This is a genomic window from Curtobacterium sp. RM9, from assembly GCF_054956955.1.
In genome coordinates, this window is sequence record NZ_CM143271.1 from 3,424,892 (window position 1) to 3,442,315 (window position 17,424).

General features: G+C 66.0%; 17 protein-coding genes. 6 read left to right on the forward strand and 11 right to left on the reverse strand.

Features of this window, described 5'->3' with window-relative positions; genetic code table 11:
* Positions 1-41 precede the first annotated feature (41 nt).
* The 4 genes from ACY3FI_RS16400 to ACY3FI_RS16415 all read left to right on the forward strand — a co-directional run bounded on the left by ACY3FI_RS16400 (position 42) and on the right by ACY3FI_RS16415 (position 3,660).
* Entirely contained in the window at positions 42-299 is a 258-nt protein-coding gene (locus ACY3FI_RS16400; protein WP_243648838.1) for a heavy-metal-associated domain-containing protein, read from the forward strand.
* Positions 296-2,497: a heavy metal translocating P-type ATPase gene (locus ACY3FI_RS16405; protein WP_123937985.1), complete on the forward strand. Its 2,202-nt coding sequence runs from the start codon at positions 296-298 to the stop codon at positions 2,495-2,497. Before ACY3FI_RS16400 ends, ACY3FI_RS16405 begins: the two co-directional genes overlap by 4 nt.
* A 7-nt stretch (positions 2,498-2,504) precedes the next feature.
* Positions 2,505-3,008: a DUF4396 domain-containing protein gene (locus ACY3FI_RS16410; RefSeq protein ID WP_185094187.1), complete on the forward strand. Its 504-nt coding sequence runs from the start codon at positions 2,505-2,507 to the stop codon at positions 3,006-3,008.
* 484 nt (positions 3,009-3,492) lie between these two features.
* The gene (locus ACY3FI_RS16415; protein ID WP_165901042.1) at positions 3,493-3,660 is read left to right on the forward strand and encodes a hypothetical protein; all 168 of its coding nucleotides are present in this window, start codon (positions 3,493-3,495) and stop codon (positions 3,658-3,660) included.
* Between the two features lie 176 nt (positions 3,661-3,836).
* On the opposite strand, the gene ACY3FI_RS16420 is transcribed toward ACY3FI_RS16415, so the two are convergent.
* From ACY3FI_RS16420 to ACY3FI_RS16430, 3 genes are read right to left on the reverse strand one after another with little or no spacing between them, the layout of a single operon-like run.
* Entirely contained in the window at positions 3,837-4,649 is an 813-nt protein-coding gene (locus tag ACY3FI_RS16420) for an AAA family ATPase (protein ID WP_123293741.1), read from the reverse strand.
* On the reverse strand, positions 4,649-6,043 hold the full coding sequence (locus tag ACY3FI_RS16425) for a TnsB C-terminal domain-containing protein (RefSeq protein WP_123293740.1): 1,395 nt from the start codon (positions 6,041-6,043) through the stop codon (positions 4,649-4,651). Before ACY3FI_RS16425 ends, ACY3FI_RS16420 begins: the two co-directional genes overlap by 1 nt.
* A gap of 5 nt (positions 6,044-6,048) precedes the next feature.
* Positions 6,049-6,651: a recombinase family protein gene (locus ACY3FI_RS16430; RefSeq protein ID WP_123293853.1), complete on the reverse strand. Its 603-nt coding sequence runs from the start codon at positions 6,649-6,651 to the stop codon at positions 6,049-6,051.
* Positions 6,652-7,195: 544 nt separating this feature from the next.
* On the opposite strand from ACY3FI_RS16430, the gene ACY3FI_RS16435 reads away from it, so the two are divergent.
* Positions 7,196-7,924, forward strand: a complete 729-nt coding sequence (locus ACY3FI_RS16435) for a potassium channel family protein (RefSeq protein ID WP_462548648.1) — start codon at positions 7,196-7,198, stop codon at positions 7,922-7,924.
* Positions 7,925-7,958: 34 nt separating this feature from the next.
* On the opposite strand, the gene ACY3FI_RS16440 is transcribed toward ACY3FI_RS16435, so the two are convergent.
* The 5 genes from ACY3FI_RS16440 to ACY3FI_RS16460 form a co-directional block, all read right to left on the reverse strand.
* The gene (locus ACY3FI_RS16440) at positions 7,959-9,320 is read right to left on the reverse strand and encodes a dihydrolipoamide acetyltransferase family protein (protein WP_123293738.1); all 1,362 of its coding nucleotides are present in this window, start codon (positions 9,318-9,320) and stop codon (positions 7,959-7,961) included.
* Positions 9,317-10,333 carry an alpha-ketoacid dehydrogenase subunit beta gene (locus ACY3FI_RS16445; RefSeq protein ID WP_123293737.1) on the reverse strand — a complete coding sequence of 339 codons (1,017 nt, stop codon included), beginning with the start codon at positions 10,331-10,333 and terminating at the stop codon, positions 9,317-9,319. The genes ACY3FI_RS16440 and ACY3FI_RS16445 overlap by 4 nt, the downstream gene beginning before the upstream one ends.
* Positions 10,330-11,421 carry a thiamine pyrophosphate-dependent enzyme gene (locus ACY3FI_RS16450; protein WP_200849223.1) on the reverse strand — a complete coding sequence of 364 codons (1,092 nt, stop codon included), beginning with the start codon at positions 11,419-11,421 and terminating at the stop codon, positions 10,330-10,332. Before ACY3FI_RS16450 ends, ACY3FI_RS16445 begins: the two co-directional genes overlap by 4 nt.
* Positions 11,418-11,915 carry a uracil-DNA glycosylase family protein gene (locus tag ACY3FI_RS16455; protein ID WP_260235857.1) on the reverse strand — a complete coding sequence of 166 codons (498 nt, stop codon included), beginning with the start codon at positions 11,913-11,915 and terminating at the stop codon, positions 11,418-11,420. The genes ACY3FI_RS16450 and ACY3FI_RS16455 overlap by 4 nt, the downstream gene beginning before the upstream one ends.
* 131 nt (positions 11,916-12,046) lie before the next feature.
* On the reverse strand, positions 12,047-13,111 hold the full coding sequence (locus ACY3FI_RS16460) for a TDT family transporter (protein ID WP_235035965.1): 1,065 nt from the start codon (positions 13,109-13,111) through the stop codon (positions 12,047-12,049).
* A gap of 152 nt (positions 13,112-13,263) precedes the next feature.
* Here ACY3FI_RS16460 and ACY3FI_RS16465 point away from each other — a divergent pair, with 152 nt between their 5' ends.
* Positions 13,264-14,184, forward strand: a complete 921-nt coding sequence (locus tag ACY3FI_RS16465; RefSeq protein WP_235035966.1) for a LysR family transcriptional regulator — start codon at positions 13,264-13,266, stop codon at positions 14,182-14,184.
* A gap of 47 nt (positions 14,185-14,231) precedes the next feature.
* Here ACY3FI_RS16465 and ACY3FI_RS16470 read toward each other — a convergent pair whose 3' ends face one another.
* The 3 genes from ACY3FI_RS16470 to ctaD all read right to left on the reverse strand — a co-directional run bounded on the left by ACY3FI_RS16470 (position 14,232) and on the right by ctaD (position 16,830).
* The gene (locus tag ACY3FI_RS16470; RefSeq protein ID WP_123293733.1) at positions 14,232-14,714 is read right to left on the reverse strand and encodes a hypothetical protein; all 483 of its coding nucleotides are present in this window, start codon (positions 14,712-14,714) and stop codon (positions 14,232-14,234) included.
* A 38-nt stretch (positions 14,715-14,752) separates the two neighbouring features.
* The gene (locus ACY3FI_RS16475) at positions 14,753-15,001 is read right to left on the reverse strand and encodes a hypothetical protein (protein ID WP_123293732.1); all 249 of its coding nucleotides are present in this window, start codon (positions 14,999-15,001) and stop codon (positions 14,753-14,755) included.
* A 71-nt stretch (positions 15,002-15,072) separates the two neighbouring features.
* Complete coding sequence (gene ctaD / locus ACY3FI_RS16480; RefSeq protein ID WP_123293731.1) at positions 15,073-16,830, reverse strand: aa3-type cytochrome oxidase subunit I; 1,758 nt, start codon at positions 16,828-16,830, stop codon at positions 15,073-15,075.
* Positions 16,831-17,424 lie beyond the last annotated feature (594 nt).

Sequence of the window (17,424 nt, forward strand, 5' to 3'; positions counted from 1 at the left end):
ACCGGCGTTACACTCGCTACGGTACCCCCCTAGGGTACCTGATGAACGTGAACGACGAAGGGATCACCACGATGAGCGAGCAGCTGACGAACACGTACGCCATCACGGGCATGACGTGCGGGCACTGCGTGATGAGTGTCAACGAGGAACTCGCCGCCGTGCCGGACGTCACGGACGTGACGATCGACCTCAACGTCGGCGGTGTCTCCACCGCTCGGGTGACCAGCACCCGCAACCTGCCGCAGGAGGAAGTCTCCGCCGCTGTGGAGGAGGCCGGCTACACGTTGGTCGCATCATGACCACGACCAGCACCCCGCCGGTTGAGCTGACCATCGAGGGGATGACCTGCGCGTCGTGCGCGAACCGGATCGAGCGGAAGCTGAACAAGCTGCCCGGCGTGACCGCGAGCGTGAACTACGCCACCGAAAGCGCCTCCGTCACGCTCCCCGCGGACCTCGCTGTCGACGACGCGATCCGGACCATTGAAGCGGCCGGGTACGGCGCGCACCTGCCCGAACCGGCCGGCGCGGACACCGACGAGCTCGCGCCGCTGCGTCGGCGCCTGATCGTGTCCACGGTGCTCGCCGTCCCGGTGGTGGCGCTGTCGATGGTCCCGGTCCTGCAGTTCCCGGGATGGCAGTGGGCCGTTCTGGTGCTGGCGCTGCCGGTCGCTGTGTGGGGTGCGTGGCCGTTCCATCGTGCTGCCGCGATCAACGCCCGGCATGGGGCCGCGACGATGGACACCCTCGTCAGCGTCGGCGTCGCCGCCGCGACCGTGTGGTCCGTCTGGGCGCTGGTGTTCGGCGGCGCCGGGCACATCGGGATGCAGATGGCGTTCTCCTGGTTCCCGCACCCGGGCGCGGCTCCGGAGCCGTACTTCGAAGTCGCCGCCGCGGTGACGGTGTTCCTCCTCGCCGGCCGGTACTTCGAGGCCCGCGCGAAGGACCGCTCCGGCGCCGCCCTGCAGGCGCTCCTCGCCTTGGGTGCACCGACTGCGCGGGTGCTCCGAGACGGTGTCGAAACCGAGGTGCCGACCGCAGCACTACAGGTCGGGGACCGGTTCGTGGTCCGTCCCGGTGAACGCATCGCCACCGACGGAACCATCACCGATGGCACGAGCGCGATCGACACCAGCGTGATGACCGGTGAAGCGGTCCCCGTCGAGGCCGGCCCCGGCGACACCGTCACCGGTGCGACCGTGAACGTCGGCGGCCGACTCATCGTCGAAGCCACCCGCGTCGGCCACGACACGGAGCTTGCCCGCATCGGCCGGCTCGTCGTGTCCGCGCAGACCGGCAAGGCCGAGGTGCAGCGCCTCGCCGACCGGGTCTCCGCCGTGTTCGTCCCAATCGTCATGGGCCTGGCGGTGCTGACCCTCATCGGGTGGCTGCTGCTCACCGGCGACGTGCAAGCCGCGTTCACCGCCGCCGTCGCGACCCTGGTGATCGCCTGCCCCTGCGCCCTGGGGCTGGCAACTCCCACCGCGCTGCTCGTCGGCACCGGACGTGGCTCCCAGCTCGGGATCCTCATCCGCGGACCCCAGGTCCTCGAGGCCACCCGCCGGATCGACACCGTCGTGCTCGACAAGACCGGCACCGTCACCACCGGCAAGATGAGCGTCCACCAGGTGACCGCCGTCGGTGGGGAAACCGACACCCGGGTGCTCGCCCTCGCCGCCGCCGCGGAAGCAGGATCCGAACACCCGATCGCCCGCGCCATCACCGCAGCCGCCACCGACCACCCCACCGCGGAATCGTTCCAGTCCACCGCCGGGCTCGGCGTCCAAGCCGTCGTCGACGGCACCCTCGTGCTCGTCGGCCGACCCGCGTGGTTGACCGACCAGTGGGCCATCACCATCCCCGAAGCGGTCACGGACGCGGTCCGGACCGCAGAGCGGGGCGGCGCGACCGCGGTCGTTGTCGCATGGGACGGCGCAGCCCGCGGCGTCATCAGCGTCGCGGACACCATCGCGCCGACCAGCCCGGACGCGATCCGACGCCTCCACGACATGGGGCTGCGCACGATCATGCTCACCGGCGACGCTAAAGACGTCGCCCGGACGGTCGCCGCCGAGGTCGGCATCGACGACGTCGAAGCCGAGGTACGCCCCGAAGACAAGTACCGGACCGTCATCCGGCTGCAGCAGCAGGGCCGGTCCGTGGCGATGATCGGCGACGGCGTCAACGACGCCGCCGCTCTCGCCGCCGCGGATCTCGGGATCGCGATGGGTAGCGGCACCGACGCGGCCATGGAAGCCGCCGACATCACCCTCATCCGAGCGGACCTGAGCGCCGCGGCGGACGCGATCGCGCTCGCCCGCCGCACCCTCGGCACGATCAAGGTGAACCTGTTCTGGGCCTTCGCCTACAACGTCGCCGCGATCCCGCTCGCGATGGCCGGCCTGCTGAACCCGATGATCGCCGGCGCCGCAATGGCGCTGTCCTCGGTCTTCGTCGTCAGCAACAGCCTCCGCCTCCGCACCTTCCACACCCGATAGGAGCGACATGGACACCCACGAACACCACAGCATGACCGACCACGACAACCACCAGAACCATGGCGGCGGTCACGCGACGACGACGTGGACGATGGCCGCACAAGCGACCCTGCACTGCCTCACCGGCTGCGCGATCGGTGAAGTCCTCGGCATGGTCATCGGCACCGCGACCGGCCTGCACAACACCGGCACGATCATCCTGTCGATCGTGCTGGCGTTCATCTTCGGCTACGCCCTCACCATGCGCGGCGTCGTCCGGTCCGGGCTGAGCTTCTCCGCCGCGTTCAAGGTCGCCCTTGCCGCAGACACCGTGTCAATCGCCGTGATGGAGATCATCGACAACACCGTCATCGTCGCGGTTCCCGGCGCCATGGACGCGCAGCTGAACGACTGGCTGTTCTGGGGCTCCCTCGCGTTCTCCCTGGTGATCGCGTTCATCGTGACCACCCCGGTGAACCGGTGGATGATCAGCCGCGGCCTCGGGCACGCCGTCGTTCACGGCCACCACTGATCCAAGTGACTGGCCCTCGCGGCCGCCGGAGTGCAGAGGCCTCCTCAAGCTCCAGGGGGCGGCACATCTGGCGGGTGCGACGTACTTGCTGCATGCCCGCCAGATGTGTCAGAATCGTCCTGCGTTCATAGTGCGCGCCAACAGCCGGCCTTCGGGTCGGTTTTTTTGTGCCCGAAACGCTCTACCCGCGAAGGCCCAGCGGCGGCGATCGCTTGCGGCGAGATGCAGGCCTCTCCCCGCCCCTCGATGAAAGGGCGGGGGATGGTGAGGCCCCCGCCCTTCTTCTCGCGGCTGATCGCGACGCGAGGTGAGCCCAGTGTGTCGAGCCGCACCTGTGCACGCGGCGAGCTCATCGCGGCACCCACGTGGTTCGGTCATCGATGAACCGTCCCTCGCACCGCGAGGCCCACAGACCTCGGAGCACGCACTGGGCGTGCTCCCGAGAGCCAGCCCACGGGCTGGCAGATCGAACGGTGGAGGTTCCATGCCCCTGTCGATTGAGATCCCCGCTGCCGCTGGCTACGCAGTCGGATTCGCCCTCGCGATGAACTTCATCGCGATCGCGATCCGACAGGCGTGGCCGGTGCTGAGTGACAAGGCTGCCCGCCGCGTCGCTCGCATGCAGCGGGCGAAGGCTGCTTCGAAGAAGTAGCGCTCAAAAAAGACCCCCCTCCATCGTCGGGGAGAGCTCTGTGTCCGTTTCGTACCACAAACCTCCGATTCCGCTACAAACGGGCTCGAGCACGTCGATCATGGTTCGGAGTGGCGTGTCTTGTTGTGTGAGCGGCAGCGCCTCATGGCCCGGTTCGGGCATCGTTCTTTGGCTTGTTAGCTGACGCCAATGACAAGAGTGCTGCGGGCGGCTTCGATGACGTCGTTGGTGATGACGTCGAGTTCGTTGATGCGGAGCACGCGTTGGATCTGCGGGAGGAGTCGTTCAAGGAGGCGGAAGTTACCGCGGGTGATCCGTTCGATGGCGGCGACGGCTTGGGCGTCGGTGAAGTCGTCAGGGTCGAGGGTGTGGCCGAGCTTTCGCCACTGGCGTTCGAGGACGAACAGCAGCTCGTCGTGGCCGAGTGGGCGGTACTGGTGTGCGAAGCCGAGACGGCTGTAGAGCTGCGGGTAGTGCGCGAATTGCTTCTCGATGCCGGGCATCCCGATCAAGATCAGCGCTGTGCCTGTGCGGTCGTACTGATCGCGGAGCCACTCGATCGCGGTGGCGGTAAGCCGTTCCGCTTCGTCGACGATGACGAGCTCGAGCTGGGACGGTGGTTGACCGTGGCGGTAGCTGACGGTGTGACCGATGAGTCGGAGGTGTTCCTCGACGAGGATGTTCGTGTGGCGTAGGTCGTAGTCGAGCTGGTCGCGAAGGGACCGCAGGGAAGCAGCGACCTGCGGCGTGTAGAAGACGGTGCGCGCTCGGTGGGCAGCGGCGTAGACCTTGAGGTCGCTTTCGGATCGAGGACCCCATTGCTTGATGAAGGGTCCGATGAGGTCCCAGTGTGCGTAGCGGCGGGCCGAGAGCGTCTTGCCGACGCCGGCGGCGCCGAAACAGATTCCGATGGTCTGTTGCTTGCGAACGGCGTCGGCGAACTCCGTGAATCGACGGTGTTCCTTGGTGACGACGAACTGGTTGGGCATCACTGGTCCTCCTCGTAGGTACGGAGCCTCCGTCGGCGCTGCTGAGATACGGGCTCGGACGGTGGCTCCTGCGCTGGCGGATGTTCGACGACAGCGATGCGTTCTTGGATCTGTCCGCGGAGCGCTCGGCGGTGCGCGTTTCTCGCGGCCTGGATCTGTTTGAGGGAGACGGTTTCGCTCTGGTGTTCCGGGTTGACTGCGGTGCAGAGGTAGATGTTGCGGTGGAACACGCGGATCTCGGTGATGTCTCGTGGGTCGTAGCGGATCGTCACTGTCGCCCCGACGAACGGTGCCAGTGTTGGTGACGTGTAGCGAAGGCCCTGGAAGCGGATGCCGTCGCGTTGCACGATCCGGGACGCCGGCACGGTCAGGAGAAATCCGTCGAGCTGTTCGAGGGAGTCGGGCATGCGGGCCAGCCAGCCGCCAGCGATCCATGCGTCCACCGGGGACTGTTTCGTTTCCCGGTGAATGCGAGTGTTGTAGCGGCCGATGAACGCCACGACAGCCGCATCGAGGCCAGCGAGGTCGAGGACTGGTGACGGAGCGGGCGTCTTCGTCGTCAGGTGGCCGGGCAGGCCGGTGAGCAGTTCCGTGTTGACGGTGCCAAAGAACCGCTCAATCTTTCCGCGGCCTTGCGGTCGACCGACTGCGGAGTGCACGATCCGAAGGTGCAGTGATCCGGCGGTTGCACTGAGTCGGTGGCTGGTGAAGTCGGACCCGTGGTCGACGTAGAGCACGTTGGGGATGCCGCAGATGGGCCAATCGGGTTGGACCTTGTGCCAGATCGCCTGCCGGAGAGCGAGCGCGGTGTTCGCCGCCGATGGCGCACCGAGGAACACCAGATACCCGCACACCGCTCGGGAGTAGTCGTCGAGGATGACGGTCAGCCAAGGACGAGCCGGCCTCCCGTCCGGGCCGACAATCAGGATGTCGAGCATCGTGTGATCGGCCTGCCAGACCGCGTTCGGCTGGTCCGCTCGACGCCGGAGGAGCAGCTCGTGTTTATCCCGGTACGATGCAGGCCCGTCGAGCGCCAGGGTCACCATCCCTGGGTCGAGAGCGCGCACGATGTTCTGCACGGTCGAGTACGACGGTGCATCGGCGTCGCGGCCAGCGCAGCGCTCGACCAGGCGCCGGTGGATGGTGGCGATCGAAGGTCGTGGCCGGGTCAGGGCCAGTGCCTCAACCAGAGCCACGAGATCCGGCGATGTGCGCCTGACCCCACGATCCAGGCGAACACTGTCGGAGAGCGCGTCGTAGCCGCCTGTTCGGTAGCGGGCGAGCCACCGCGTCAGGGTCCGACGCGGCACACCCGTTGTGCGGACGAGCTCGGCAAGCGGAATCGCGTCATCGACATGCAGTCGAAGGATTCGCCACCGCTCGTCCGCGTCCACGGTCGCTACATCGACGGGGAGGGCTTGGTGCGTCGAGCGGTCATGACCTCGGTGTGCTTCGCGAGCGTGCGGTAAATGGTCGTCCTGCTGACTCCGAGGACGTCTCCGATCTGCGCGACGGTCATGTCCTGCTGCTCGTACAACCGGCGCGCCGTTCGGACTTGGTCAGAGGACAGCCGCGGTGGACGCCCGCCGGTGCGGCCACGGGCGCGAGCCGCAGCAAGGCCGGCATTGGTGCGCTCCTTGATGAGGTCCCGTTCGAACTCCGCCAGGGCCGCGAACACGTGGAAGACGAGGCGGCCGCCGGGCGAGGTGGTGTCAATGGTCTCCTGCAGCGACCGGAATCCGACACCACGGTCCGCGAGGCCGTGCAGCTGGTCGATGAGGTGCCGGATCGAGCGCCCGAGTCGGTCGAGACGCCAGACGACGAGTGTGTCGCCGGGGCGGATCTGGTCGAGGAGCTTGTCGAGTTCTGGTCGGTGCTCGAGTGACCCAGACATGGTGTCGACGAATACGCGGAAGCAGCCGGCAGCGTTCAGCGCATCGACCTGCAATGACGCGTCCTGGTCGGTGGTGGATACACGCGCGTACCCGAGGAGGTGCCCCATGAAGAGAACGTAGCGAAACTCGACCAGGAGGGGTAGAGGCGACACGTAGATTCCGGGACTGAGTTCCGCTACAAGACACGCCGTCTCGCATATTGCCGGAGCGTCGGTTCGGACAGTTGTAGCGGAATGGTTCGTTATCGGCACATAGCTAGATCCGGGCTTTGCAGGGAGCCGCTGCGGGTGGTGCTCTCAACGATGGCGTCCGTTTGCCGGTGACGGGTGTGGCGTTGCCAGGACGGGGATGACGCGGGCGCAAGCGTGGAGGGTGAGGTGTCGCATGACGCTGTCGATGGCCATACCGCCGCTGGCGACCACGGCGCGGAGTTCGGGGAGCATCTCGAGCAGTCCGGCAAGTGAGCGACGGCCGCGCCCGATGTCGTCGGGTCGGACGGGAATCGGTGGTTCCCGCGAGGTGAGGGTTAGGCGCAGGATCTGGCGTCCCAGGAGTCCGGTTTCGGGCGGCCCGCTCGGAGCGGGGGTCGACGTGGTCGCGGGGAGGTCTTCGGTAGGTGCTGGCTGAGGCGAGGGGCAATATCGTGCACATGTGAGGTGGACACAGCAGCGGTGGGAACGGGTAATGCGGTGGCCGCTTGCGATCGCGGCGGGAGCGTTTCTTGCTGCGTATGCGGTGGAGGTGCTCGCCGATCAGCACGGCCGCAGCGCGTTCGTGTCGGATGTTGTGATCAACGTCACGTGGGCGATGTTCGTGGTGGACTACCTCGTGACGCTCCTGTTGGCGCGTCATCGTGGTCGGTGGTTCGTGCACCATCTGGTGGACCTGGCCGCTCTTGCGTTGCCGTTCCTGAGGCCTTTACGGCTGTTGCGGCTCGCGCAGCTGTTCCGAGTCCTGCAGCGGAGCACCGGGGCTGCCGTTCGCGGGCGAGTGATCGTGTACGTGATTGTGACGACAGCTTTGCTGGTGTTCGTGTCCGCGTTAGCGATCCTCGATGTGGAACGGCATGCCGACGGCGCGACGATTGTGTCATTCGGGGATGCGCTGTGGTGGGCGTTGGTCACGATCACGACCGTTGGGTACGGTGATCTGACCCCGGTGACCGAGACAGGTCGGTTGATCGCCGCGGGAGTGATGATCAGTGGCATCGCGCTGCTGGGTGTAGTTACCGCGACAATCGCGAGCTGGATCATTGATCAGGTCGGTCGACGTGACGACGAAGCACAGATCGCGACCCGGCGTGAACTACGTGAACTGTCTGCCGAGATCCGGTCGCTGCCGGAGGAGCTGCAGCAACGTCGACCGCCGTCGGGTGAATGATTCCCTGCCACGGTGTCCAGATCGTTCCGTGGCGTCATAGTAAGAGTGAGATCGGGTCTTCAAGGAGGCTGGTGAGCGTCTGTAGGTATTGAGCGGCGAGGGCGCCGTCGATGACGCGATGGTCTGCGGAGAGCGTGAGGCGGATCCTGTGGCGGACGACGAGGTTGCCGTCGTGTACGGCAGCGTCCGCCGTCGCTGCTCCAACGGCGAGGATTGCGCTTTCGGGCGGGTTGATGATGGCGGTGAAGGACTCCGCGCCGAACATGCCGAGGTTACTGACGGTGAACGTGCCGCCGGTCATGTCGGCGGGTTGCAGTTTCCGATCCGCCGCACGGGCGCTGAAGGATCGGCTGGCGGCGCTGATGCTGCTGACGCTTCTGGTGTCGGCATGTGTCATGACCGGGACAACGAGGCCGGCCGGCGCGGCCATCGCGATCCCGATGTTCACTGCAGTGTGCTGCGTGATCGCAGGATCCGGGTCGTCTTGGTAGGAGACGTTGATGGCCGGGTGCGCGGCCAGGGCGAGGGCTGCGGCCTTGACGATGAAGTCGTTGAGGCTGACTTTCGCGGTGTCTTGTCTGATCCGTGATGCGTTCACCATGGTGCGCAGATCAATGAGGGCGTCAGCGTCGGCGACGGCGGTGACGGTGAAGTGCGGGATGGTGCGGGCGCTCTCGGTGAGTCGGCGAGCGATCACCTTCCGCGTCCCGGTCATCGGCGTCGTCACGTCCGCGTCGGTGTCTTGCTGATGGTGTGTGGAGGCGCTGCCAGGCACGGGGAGCGTTGCCGTCGACGGGACATCGTGCTCTAAAGCTGCAGCACTCTGGTCCGCGTCGATGATGGCTTCGACATCAGCCCTGACAAGGCGGCCGCCGGGGCCCGATCCGTGAACGGTGGCGATGTCGACGTGGTGTTCGCGAGCGAGTTTGCGTGCCAGTGGGGACGCGAACGCGATGTGCTCTGCCGGCGCGGGTATGCCTTCGGAGCGTTCACGCTGTTGCGGCTCCACGGGGGGATCTTCCGATGTGCGTGCGGGGTGGTCGTGCTCGGATGATGTGTCGAACGCGGGAGCGGGGACGAACGTTGGAGTGGTCGGCGATGTGTGCTCATCGGCGGGCGAGTCCGCGCGTTGGCCATCCGCCGGGCTGAGCGCGGGGCCGGAACCGTCGTCGAGCGTCGCGATGGGAGTCCCTATCGCAACGTTCTCTCCTTCGGGAACGAGGATCTCCGTCAAGGTGCCAGCGTCGTAGGCTTCGTATTCCATGGTGGCTTTGTCGGTTTCGATCTCGACGAGGATGTCGCCGACTTCGACGATGTCGCCGGGGTGCTTGTGCCAGGCGGAGATGGCGCCTTCTTCCATCGTGTCCGACAGCCGCGGCATGGTGATCTGGATCATCGGGACGTTCCGTTCCGGTCGGAGGCGCGCCAGCCGACCGCGTGGAGGGTTTCGTGGACGGCGGTAATCGCGTCCTCGAGCGCGGGAAGGGCCACCGTTTCGAGGGGCTTGGCGTATGGCAGGGGAACTTCGGCCATCGCGACGCGGCGGACTGGTGCGTCGAGGTCGTCGAAGGCGCCGTCGGAGATCGACGCGGCAAGCTCCGCGCCGATGCCGTAAGTGAGCCAGTCGTCTTCAAGGACGACCGCGGCGTGGGTCTTCCGCACGGAACGGATCACGGTCTCGCGATCGAGTGGGCGGAGGCTTCGCAGGTCGATGACTTCGGCGTCGATGCCGTCCTCGGCGAGCCGTGTTGCTGCTTGCCGCGCCAGGTGCGCGGTGCGTGAGTAGCCGATGAGCGTGACGTCAGACCCGACGCGGCTGACAGCGGCGCGACCAATTTCGACGTCGTCGACGTCATCGGGTACGTCGTCCTTGATGTTGTAGAGGGCGAGGTTCTCGAGGAACAGCACCGGGTCGTCGTCCCGGATCGACGCACGCAGGAGCGTACGTGCGTCCGCTGGGGTGGACGGTGCGACGACTTTCATACCGGGTACGAACGCGTAGTACAGCTCCACGTTCTGCGAGTGCGTTGCACCGAGCTGTTGACCGCCGCCACCTGGTGTGCGGATCACTAGCGGTACGCGGCTCTGCCCGCCGAACATGCCGTAGATCTTCGCGGCGTGGTTGACGATCTGATCGAGTGCGAGGAGGGAGAAGTTGATGGTCATGATCTCCACCACCGGTCGCAGTCCGAGCATCGCGGCACCGATCGCGGCACCGGTGAACCCTTCTTCCGCGATTGGGGTGTCGCGGACACGGCGTGGCCCGAACTCCTCGAGCAGCCCCTGAGTGATTTTGTACGACCCTTCGAATATCCCGATCTCTTCGCCGAGCAGGAGCACGTTCTCGTCCGCGAGGAGTTCCTCGCGGAGCGTCATCCGGAGCGCGTCCCGGTAGCTCATCACAGTCATCGGGTCTGCTCCTGACTTGTCGTGGCGGGATAGTTCGTGTCAGTGGGCGGTGGGAACAGCGGCTGTGCAGGGAGCCGGCGCGTGTCGTTCGGGACCGGTGTGGCGTAGGTGTAGTCGAACAGGGTGCTGGGGTCCGGGTGGGCGCTGTTCGCGGCGTAGTCCGCTGCCGCGGTGGCTGCAGCGATGGCGGCGGCGTCCATGGCGGCGGCGGCATCGTCGTCGATGATCTCTGCGGCGATCAGCGCCGCCCGGTAGGCGGCGACCGGGTCGTGCTCGCGGAGCGCTTCCGTTTCGCTGTCGGTGCGGTACTTCGCCGGGTCCACCACCGAATGGCCTTTCAAGCGTTCGGTGGTGAGTTCCAGCAGGAACGGCTCATTTCGACGCGCTGACGCGAGTGCGCGGGTCATCGCTTGCTGCACGGTGACCGGGTGCAGCCCGTCGGCGCGTTCGGCGGCCATCCGGTAGGAGGCAGCGCGCTTGTACAGTTTCGGTTCCGCGGAGGCGTGTTCGACGGTCGTGCCCATCCCGAGCTGGTTGTTGATGATGACGTACACGATCGGCAGATGCCACAGCGCGGCGAGGTTCAACGACTCGTGGAACGCGCCGATGTTCGTCGTCCCGTCTCCGAGCGTGCACACCACGACCTCGTCGCCGCCGCGGTAGTCGATCGCGAGGGCTGCCCCGGTGGCGAGCGGGATTTGCCCGCCGACGATCCCATAGCCGCCGAGGAGCCTCGCGGTGAGGTCGAACATGTGCATGGAGCCGCCCCAACCACTGGAAACCCCGTCGACGCGGCCGTACAACTCCGCCATCACCCGGTTCGGGTCGATTCCGCGGCCGATCGCGTACCCGTGCTCCCGGTAGTTGGTGAACAGGTAATCCATCGGCTGCATCGCGGTCGTGATCCCGGCGACCGCAGCCTCCTCGCCGAGATTCAGGTGGCAGTATCCACCGATCAGGGCTTGCGTGTAGGCGCGGGCGGCGCGTTCCTCGAACCGCCGCACTCGGAGCATCAAGGACAGCAGCTCAGCTTGTTGCTCTTCGGGGATGTTGTCGGGCTCTTGCGTCGGCGTTGTGCGGGAGGTCATAACGGTCTGCTGCTCCTTTGCGCAATTGCCCATCCGACCCGTAACGCATTCACGGCGCGGAGGTGTTGTTCGGCCCGGTGCCGACCGTTGGCCGGTGAGGGGTGTGGCGCGGCGATCACCGGTAGCACAGTCGGGGCGTCTGTCATGGTGAGGTACCGCATGACGCCGTCCAGCGCCGTGGCTCCGAAGGTGACGATCGCGGCCAGTTGCGGAAGCGAGGCAAGGAGCGTCGACAGCGCGGGGATGCTTTCCACCAGATCTGCTCGCGTGGGTCTTCTCGCGAGTTCCCACGGCACGATATTCCACCGCAGGTACGCCGTACGCGGCAGCCCAGATTCCGCACGCGCGCGCCTGAACGCAGCCACTGTCGGGCCGGGATTGTCCTCGCTGCAGATCGCACCCGCGCCGACCGCGATCGTGGCGGGACCGGGCGATTCCATCAGCACCAGGACCTGGGATTCGACCCCACCGGAGTGAGCGTCGAAGCCCGGCACGAATCGCCTGGTCCCATCCGGTGCGAGCCGCCACATCTCCGCCAACCCGTTCAGCGACCGAACATCCGCCGGTGCGAACGTCCGACCGGTGTCGCGCACAGCGGCGGCAGCATCACGTGGTGATCGCCGCATCAAGCTGGCTTCGGGGGCGCGAGGAGGGTGCCGCGGATGACGGAGCCGTGGAAGGTGCGGACGGCAACAGTGATCCACGCGGCGACGAGGCCGGCGTAGTACAGGACGGCGAGGCCAGCGACGACGGTGAGTCCGGAGTGCAGGGCCAGGCCGTTCAGGCCGGTGACGCAGGTGCCGACGGGGAACGTGAACGACCACCAGGTCAGGCTGAACGGGAGGTGCTGCTTCGCGGTGCGGATGGTGATGGCGAGGGCGATGACGGTCCACAGCAGCGCGAAGCCGAGCATCGCGAACCCGTACACCAGCGCCACGACCAGCAGGGCATGCGCGGTACTCGCATCGACAACGGTGGGGGCGTTCGAGGCGAGGAGGTTCACGGCGGTGATCGACTGCCCGACCGGCCCGAGGACGATCCACAGAGTCGGGACCATGCCGGCGGCGCCGACCTTGTGCTGCGCGAGACGGTTCCAGATCAGGGTGATCACGACCAGGGACGTGATGAGGCTGAGGCCGAAGAAGCCGTAGCAGGCCCACAGCAGCGTCTCCCGTGCCTGTCCGGCGGGGGCGTAGGACAGGAGGAGCGCTCCGGTGGAGGCGGACACCATCGGCGGGACGATCGGCATCAGCCAACCGCCGAACGCGGAGTCGGGTTTGTTCTCGTGGCGGGTGAACGCCAGGTACGGCACGAGCACTGCCGTGAGCAGTCCTCCGATGGTGCCGATGGTCCAGAGGACCCAGTCGATGGTGACGGCGGCGGGGAGGCCGATCCAGTCCTTGCCGAGCAGGATCGTGCCTGCACCGACGGTGAGAAACGCCATTGGCGGGGCGCCGTAGAAGTGCGAGATGACCGGGTGCAGGTGGTGCTTCGCCGCGGTGTCCCGGTAGCGCACCCAATGCAGGACCGTCGCGATGGTGAGGGCGATGAGCAGGATCGCAGCGATTGCCCACACCACCGTCGCGCCGGTGCGCAGCCCTGGGAACTGCAGCGGGAGTGATGCAGCGGCGACGGCGACGATGCCGGTGCCCATGATGGATGCGAACCAGTTCGGAGTCAGGTTCGACACGATATGCCCTGGCCGATCGAGCTCTCGGAACACCGTGCGCCGCTTTGGGGCACCGTGCCGCTTGGTCGTGCTGGGTGCCGGTGCGGTCTGGGTGGTCATGCAGGCAGTCTGACCCCGACCTCGGGCGGGGTGGAACCACGAACTGTTTCGGGGTGGCACAATCATGGTTTGTGAAACGTCGTGTGACGGACCGGAAGCTGGATCTCGACACGTTGGACGTGCTGCAGCGTGTCTCGGAGTCGGGCTCGTTGTCGATGGCTGCGAGCCAGTTGGGCATCACTCAACAGGCGGTGTCAGCGCGGATTGCGGCGGCGGAGCGGATGGTCGGGGTGCAGCTGGTGGTGCGTTCCTCGTCGGGTTCGTGGCTCACCGATGCTGGGGCGACGGTGATGGAGCTTGCCGCACCGGTGTTGGATGCGGCAGCACGATTGGAGGCAGGTGTGCATGCACTGCGGCTGCCATCGGGCACGATCACGGTTGCCGCGTCGCAAACGATCGCGGAGTTGATGTTGCCGGAGTGGTTGTTGCGCTCCCGTCGTGCGGCGCCGGAGATCAGTGTGCGCATGTTGGCGGGGAACAGCACCGACGTGATCGGGTACGTCCGCACCGGCGCCGCTGACATCGGGTTCGTTGAGGGGCCACACACGCCGGTGGATCTTCATGCGATGCCGGTTGCGGACGATGAGCTCACGGTGGTCGTTGCGGCAGAGCATCCATGGGCGTCAGCGGCGTCTGTGACGGCGGCGGATGTCGCCGCGACACCGCTGCTGGTGCGCGAGCAGGGATCGGGCACGCGCGCTGTCGTGGAAGGGTGGTTGCGTGACCAGGGGTTGACGATGGTGGAACCGGCGGCGCAGCTTGATACCACCGCGGTGATTCGCGCGAACGTTCGCTCAGGCGTGGCGCCGGCGGTGATGAGTGTCCGTTCGGTACGTGCGGATGTCGACGCTGGGGTCCTCGTGCGGGTCCCGGTCGATGGCCCATCACCGCTTCGGCGGTTTACCGCGATCTGGTCGACGCCGCCATCAGCCGCGACCGCGGCGTTCCTGCACACCGCAACCCACCCGGTGTAGTCGTCTGCTGGCGAACCGGAGCTGGCGGCCACGGCTTCGCGGGGTTGTCATATTGCGCACGCGTCGTTCCATTCGCGGAATGGTGTGTTGGGGTTGGAAACGTCGATGATGGCGTTCGCTGCGGATCGCGGTTCGTCTCGTTGCGTGAACGCCTGCGCGGCTCCGACATCACGGATGGGCGCGCGGACAATGCCGGTACTGGCCCAGATCGTCCAGTCCCAGAGCCCTCGAGCGGGCACTTGCAACAGTCCCCATCCGGTCACGATGAGCACGTCCGCTCCTACCGGGTCGCTGCGGAAGGGAATCGCCACATCCGCTCGTGCTCCCATCGCGGTGATGACCGAAGTGATCGTCTCGTGTTGCACGGCGTAGCCAGCTGCAGTGACCGCGTCACCGAGCGCCGTCGCAACCGCGTGCACGGCGTCGACGGAATCACCATCGACCGCGATGATCGATCGCCGGCCGGCGTACTGCGTGCTCCACTGATGCACCACGTCGCGGTACACGCTGGCGATGGTGTGGGGGGTCATTGGTGCTCCCTTATGTGGCGGCGGGTGTCGGGGACGGATCAAACGGCATGCAGCAGCGGAACGAACAGTGCTGCGGCAGCGATCAAGACGACGAGGGAGACGCCGGTGAGCAGCAGCCGCTTCTGCCGGCGGGGTTGCCCATCTGGTGCGTCGCCCCACACGCTCGCCCGGACGGTGATCTGGTGCGCATCGCCGACCAGACGGCGGATCGTCGGATCGGACAGGTCCAACAGTCCGTTGCGGGCATTGGCCGAGATCTGCGCAGCTTCCCGCATGCTCATCGACATCCGCGACACGCTCCGATCACGTTCCGCGTCGTTGGCACTGAATCGTCTGCGAGACCGACTCGTCCGTTGCATCAGAACGTCTGCCCGTTCTCGTCGCCAACCTGCTTGACAGAATTGCCATGCACCACGGGGCCATCCGGAGCATCTGTGAATGGGCCGCGCCCGATCGGGATGCCAGCCTCAGGGTGATTCAGGTCGAACGCCGGGGACTCCGACCGGATCCTGGGGATCGAGGTGAAGTTGTGTCGCGGTACCGGACACTGGGTTGCCCACTCGAGGGAGCGACCGTACCCCCATGGGTCATTGACCTGCACCTTGGGTGCCTTCCGAGCCGTGATGTAGATATTGAACAGGAATGGCAGGAATGAGATCCCGAGCAGTATCGACCCGATCGTGGAGACCTGGTTCAGCCAGGTGAACCCGTCCTGCGGCAAGTAGGTCGCGTAACGGCGGGGCATGCCGATCACGCCGAGCCAGTGCTGCACGAGGAACGTGGTGTGGAACCCGAGGAACAGTAACCAGAAGTGGATCTTGCCGAGCCGTTCGTTGAGCATCTTCCCGGTCCACTTCGGCCACCAGAAGTAGAAACCGCCGAACATTGCAAACACGACGGTGCCGAACACGACGTAGTGGAAGTGGGCGACGACGAAGTAGCTGTCGGAGAGGTGGAAGTCCAACGGCGGAGACGACAGGATCACGCCGGTAAGGCCACCAAAGGTGAAGGTAATGAGAAACCCGACAGCCCAGAGCATCGGTGTTTCGAATGTCACCGAGCCGCGCCACATGGTGCCGATCCAGTTGAAGATCTTCACCCCGGTCGGGACTGCGATCAGCATCGTCATCAGTGAGAAGAACGGCAGCAGGACGCTGCCGGTGACGTACATGTGGTGTGCCCACACGGTCACCGACAAGGCTCCGATAGAGATGGTGGCGTAAATCAGTGTCTTGTAGCCGAAAATCGGCTTTCGGCTGAACACGGGCATGATCTCGGAGATGATGCCGAAGAACGGCAACGCGATGATGTACACCTCGGGGTGCCCGAAGAACCAGAACATGTGCTGCCACAGCAGCGCTCCACCGTTGGCGGGATTGAAGATCTGCGCGTCGAAGACACGGTCGAGGCCGAGGCCGAAGAGGGCAGCGGCCAATACCGGGAACGCGATCAGTACCAGCAGCGCAGTTACCAGGACGGTCCAGGAGAAGATCGACATGCGGAACATCGTCATGCCGGGGGCACGCATGCAGATGATGGTGGTGATGAAGTTGACCGACCCGAGGATTGATGCGAATCCGACGAGGATGAGCCCGAACACCCACAGGGTGCCACCGAGGCCTGGCGTGAAGGTCGTGTCCGACAGTGGCGCGTACGCGGTCCACCCGAACGATGCTGCACCCTGCGGAGTCAGGAAACCGCCCACAGTGATGAGGCCGCCGAACAGGTAGATCCAGTACGAAAAGGCGTTCAGTCGGGGAAACGCGACATCCGGCGCGCCGAGGTGCAGCGGCATGATCGCGTTCGCAAAACCCGAGAACAACGGTGTCGCGAACAGCAGCAGCATGATCGTGCCGTGCATGGTGAACAGTTGGTTGTACTGCTCCTTTGTCGCCACGATTTGGAGGCCCGGTTCGAACAGTTGCGCGCGGATCACGAGGGCCATGACGCCGGCGAGGAGGAAGAACATGAATGAGGTCATCATGTATAGGTAGCCGATGACTTTGTGGTCGGTGGAGGTGATCCACCGGACAATGATGTTTCCTTTTGCGCCGGTCCGGGGCGCATCGAACACGGGCACCCCGGTGTCGGTGGTGCGCGGGGTTGTGGCGGTCATGAGCTGCCTTTCGACATGCAGTGCAGAGACTGGTTGGGCGAATTCTGCCGGCTCGCTGGGGTCACACGAATAGGACGGCAGCGATCAGGCACGCACTGGGGCTGGCATGAGCCCAGCAGCGCTAGCAGGCTGGCGGTGACGCACCCGGGTCGTGGCATGTGACTGCACCACCTGCTCAGCTTCGGTGACGACGTCGGCGACTGCCTGGTCGTGCATGTCGAATGCATCCGTCGCGACGTAATACCGGCTGCGAGCCGTTCCGTTGAGCGGTCCACCCGAACGTTGATTGGGGCGCATCAGCATGGCTCTCCTGTTCGTGGAAGCGTTCCTGCCGATCTTCCTCGCCGCTCGGGCGGTCGGCAACGGAGATTCGGTTGTGACCACACAACGGCGTGTTGTGTGCGGCGGCGGTTGCGACGCGCAGCGGGCGACTTCCATGCCACCGAGCATCATCGGCACGGTGCACTGGTCGGCACGGTGCACTGGTCCGTGTCGTGGTGTCAGCTCGGCGGAACCGGGCCGGGGTTCACTCGAGCGAACCTGCGTCGGGAGGAAGGGGCGGCGGCGGACTGAGTTTCCTCTGTGCCGGCTGCC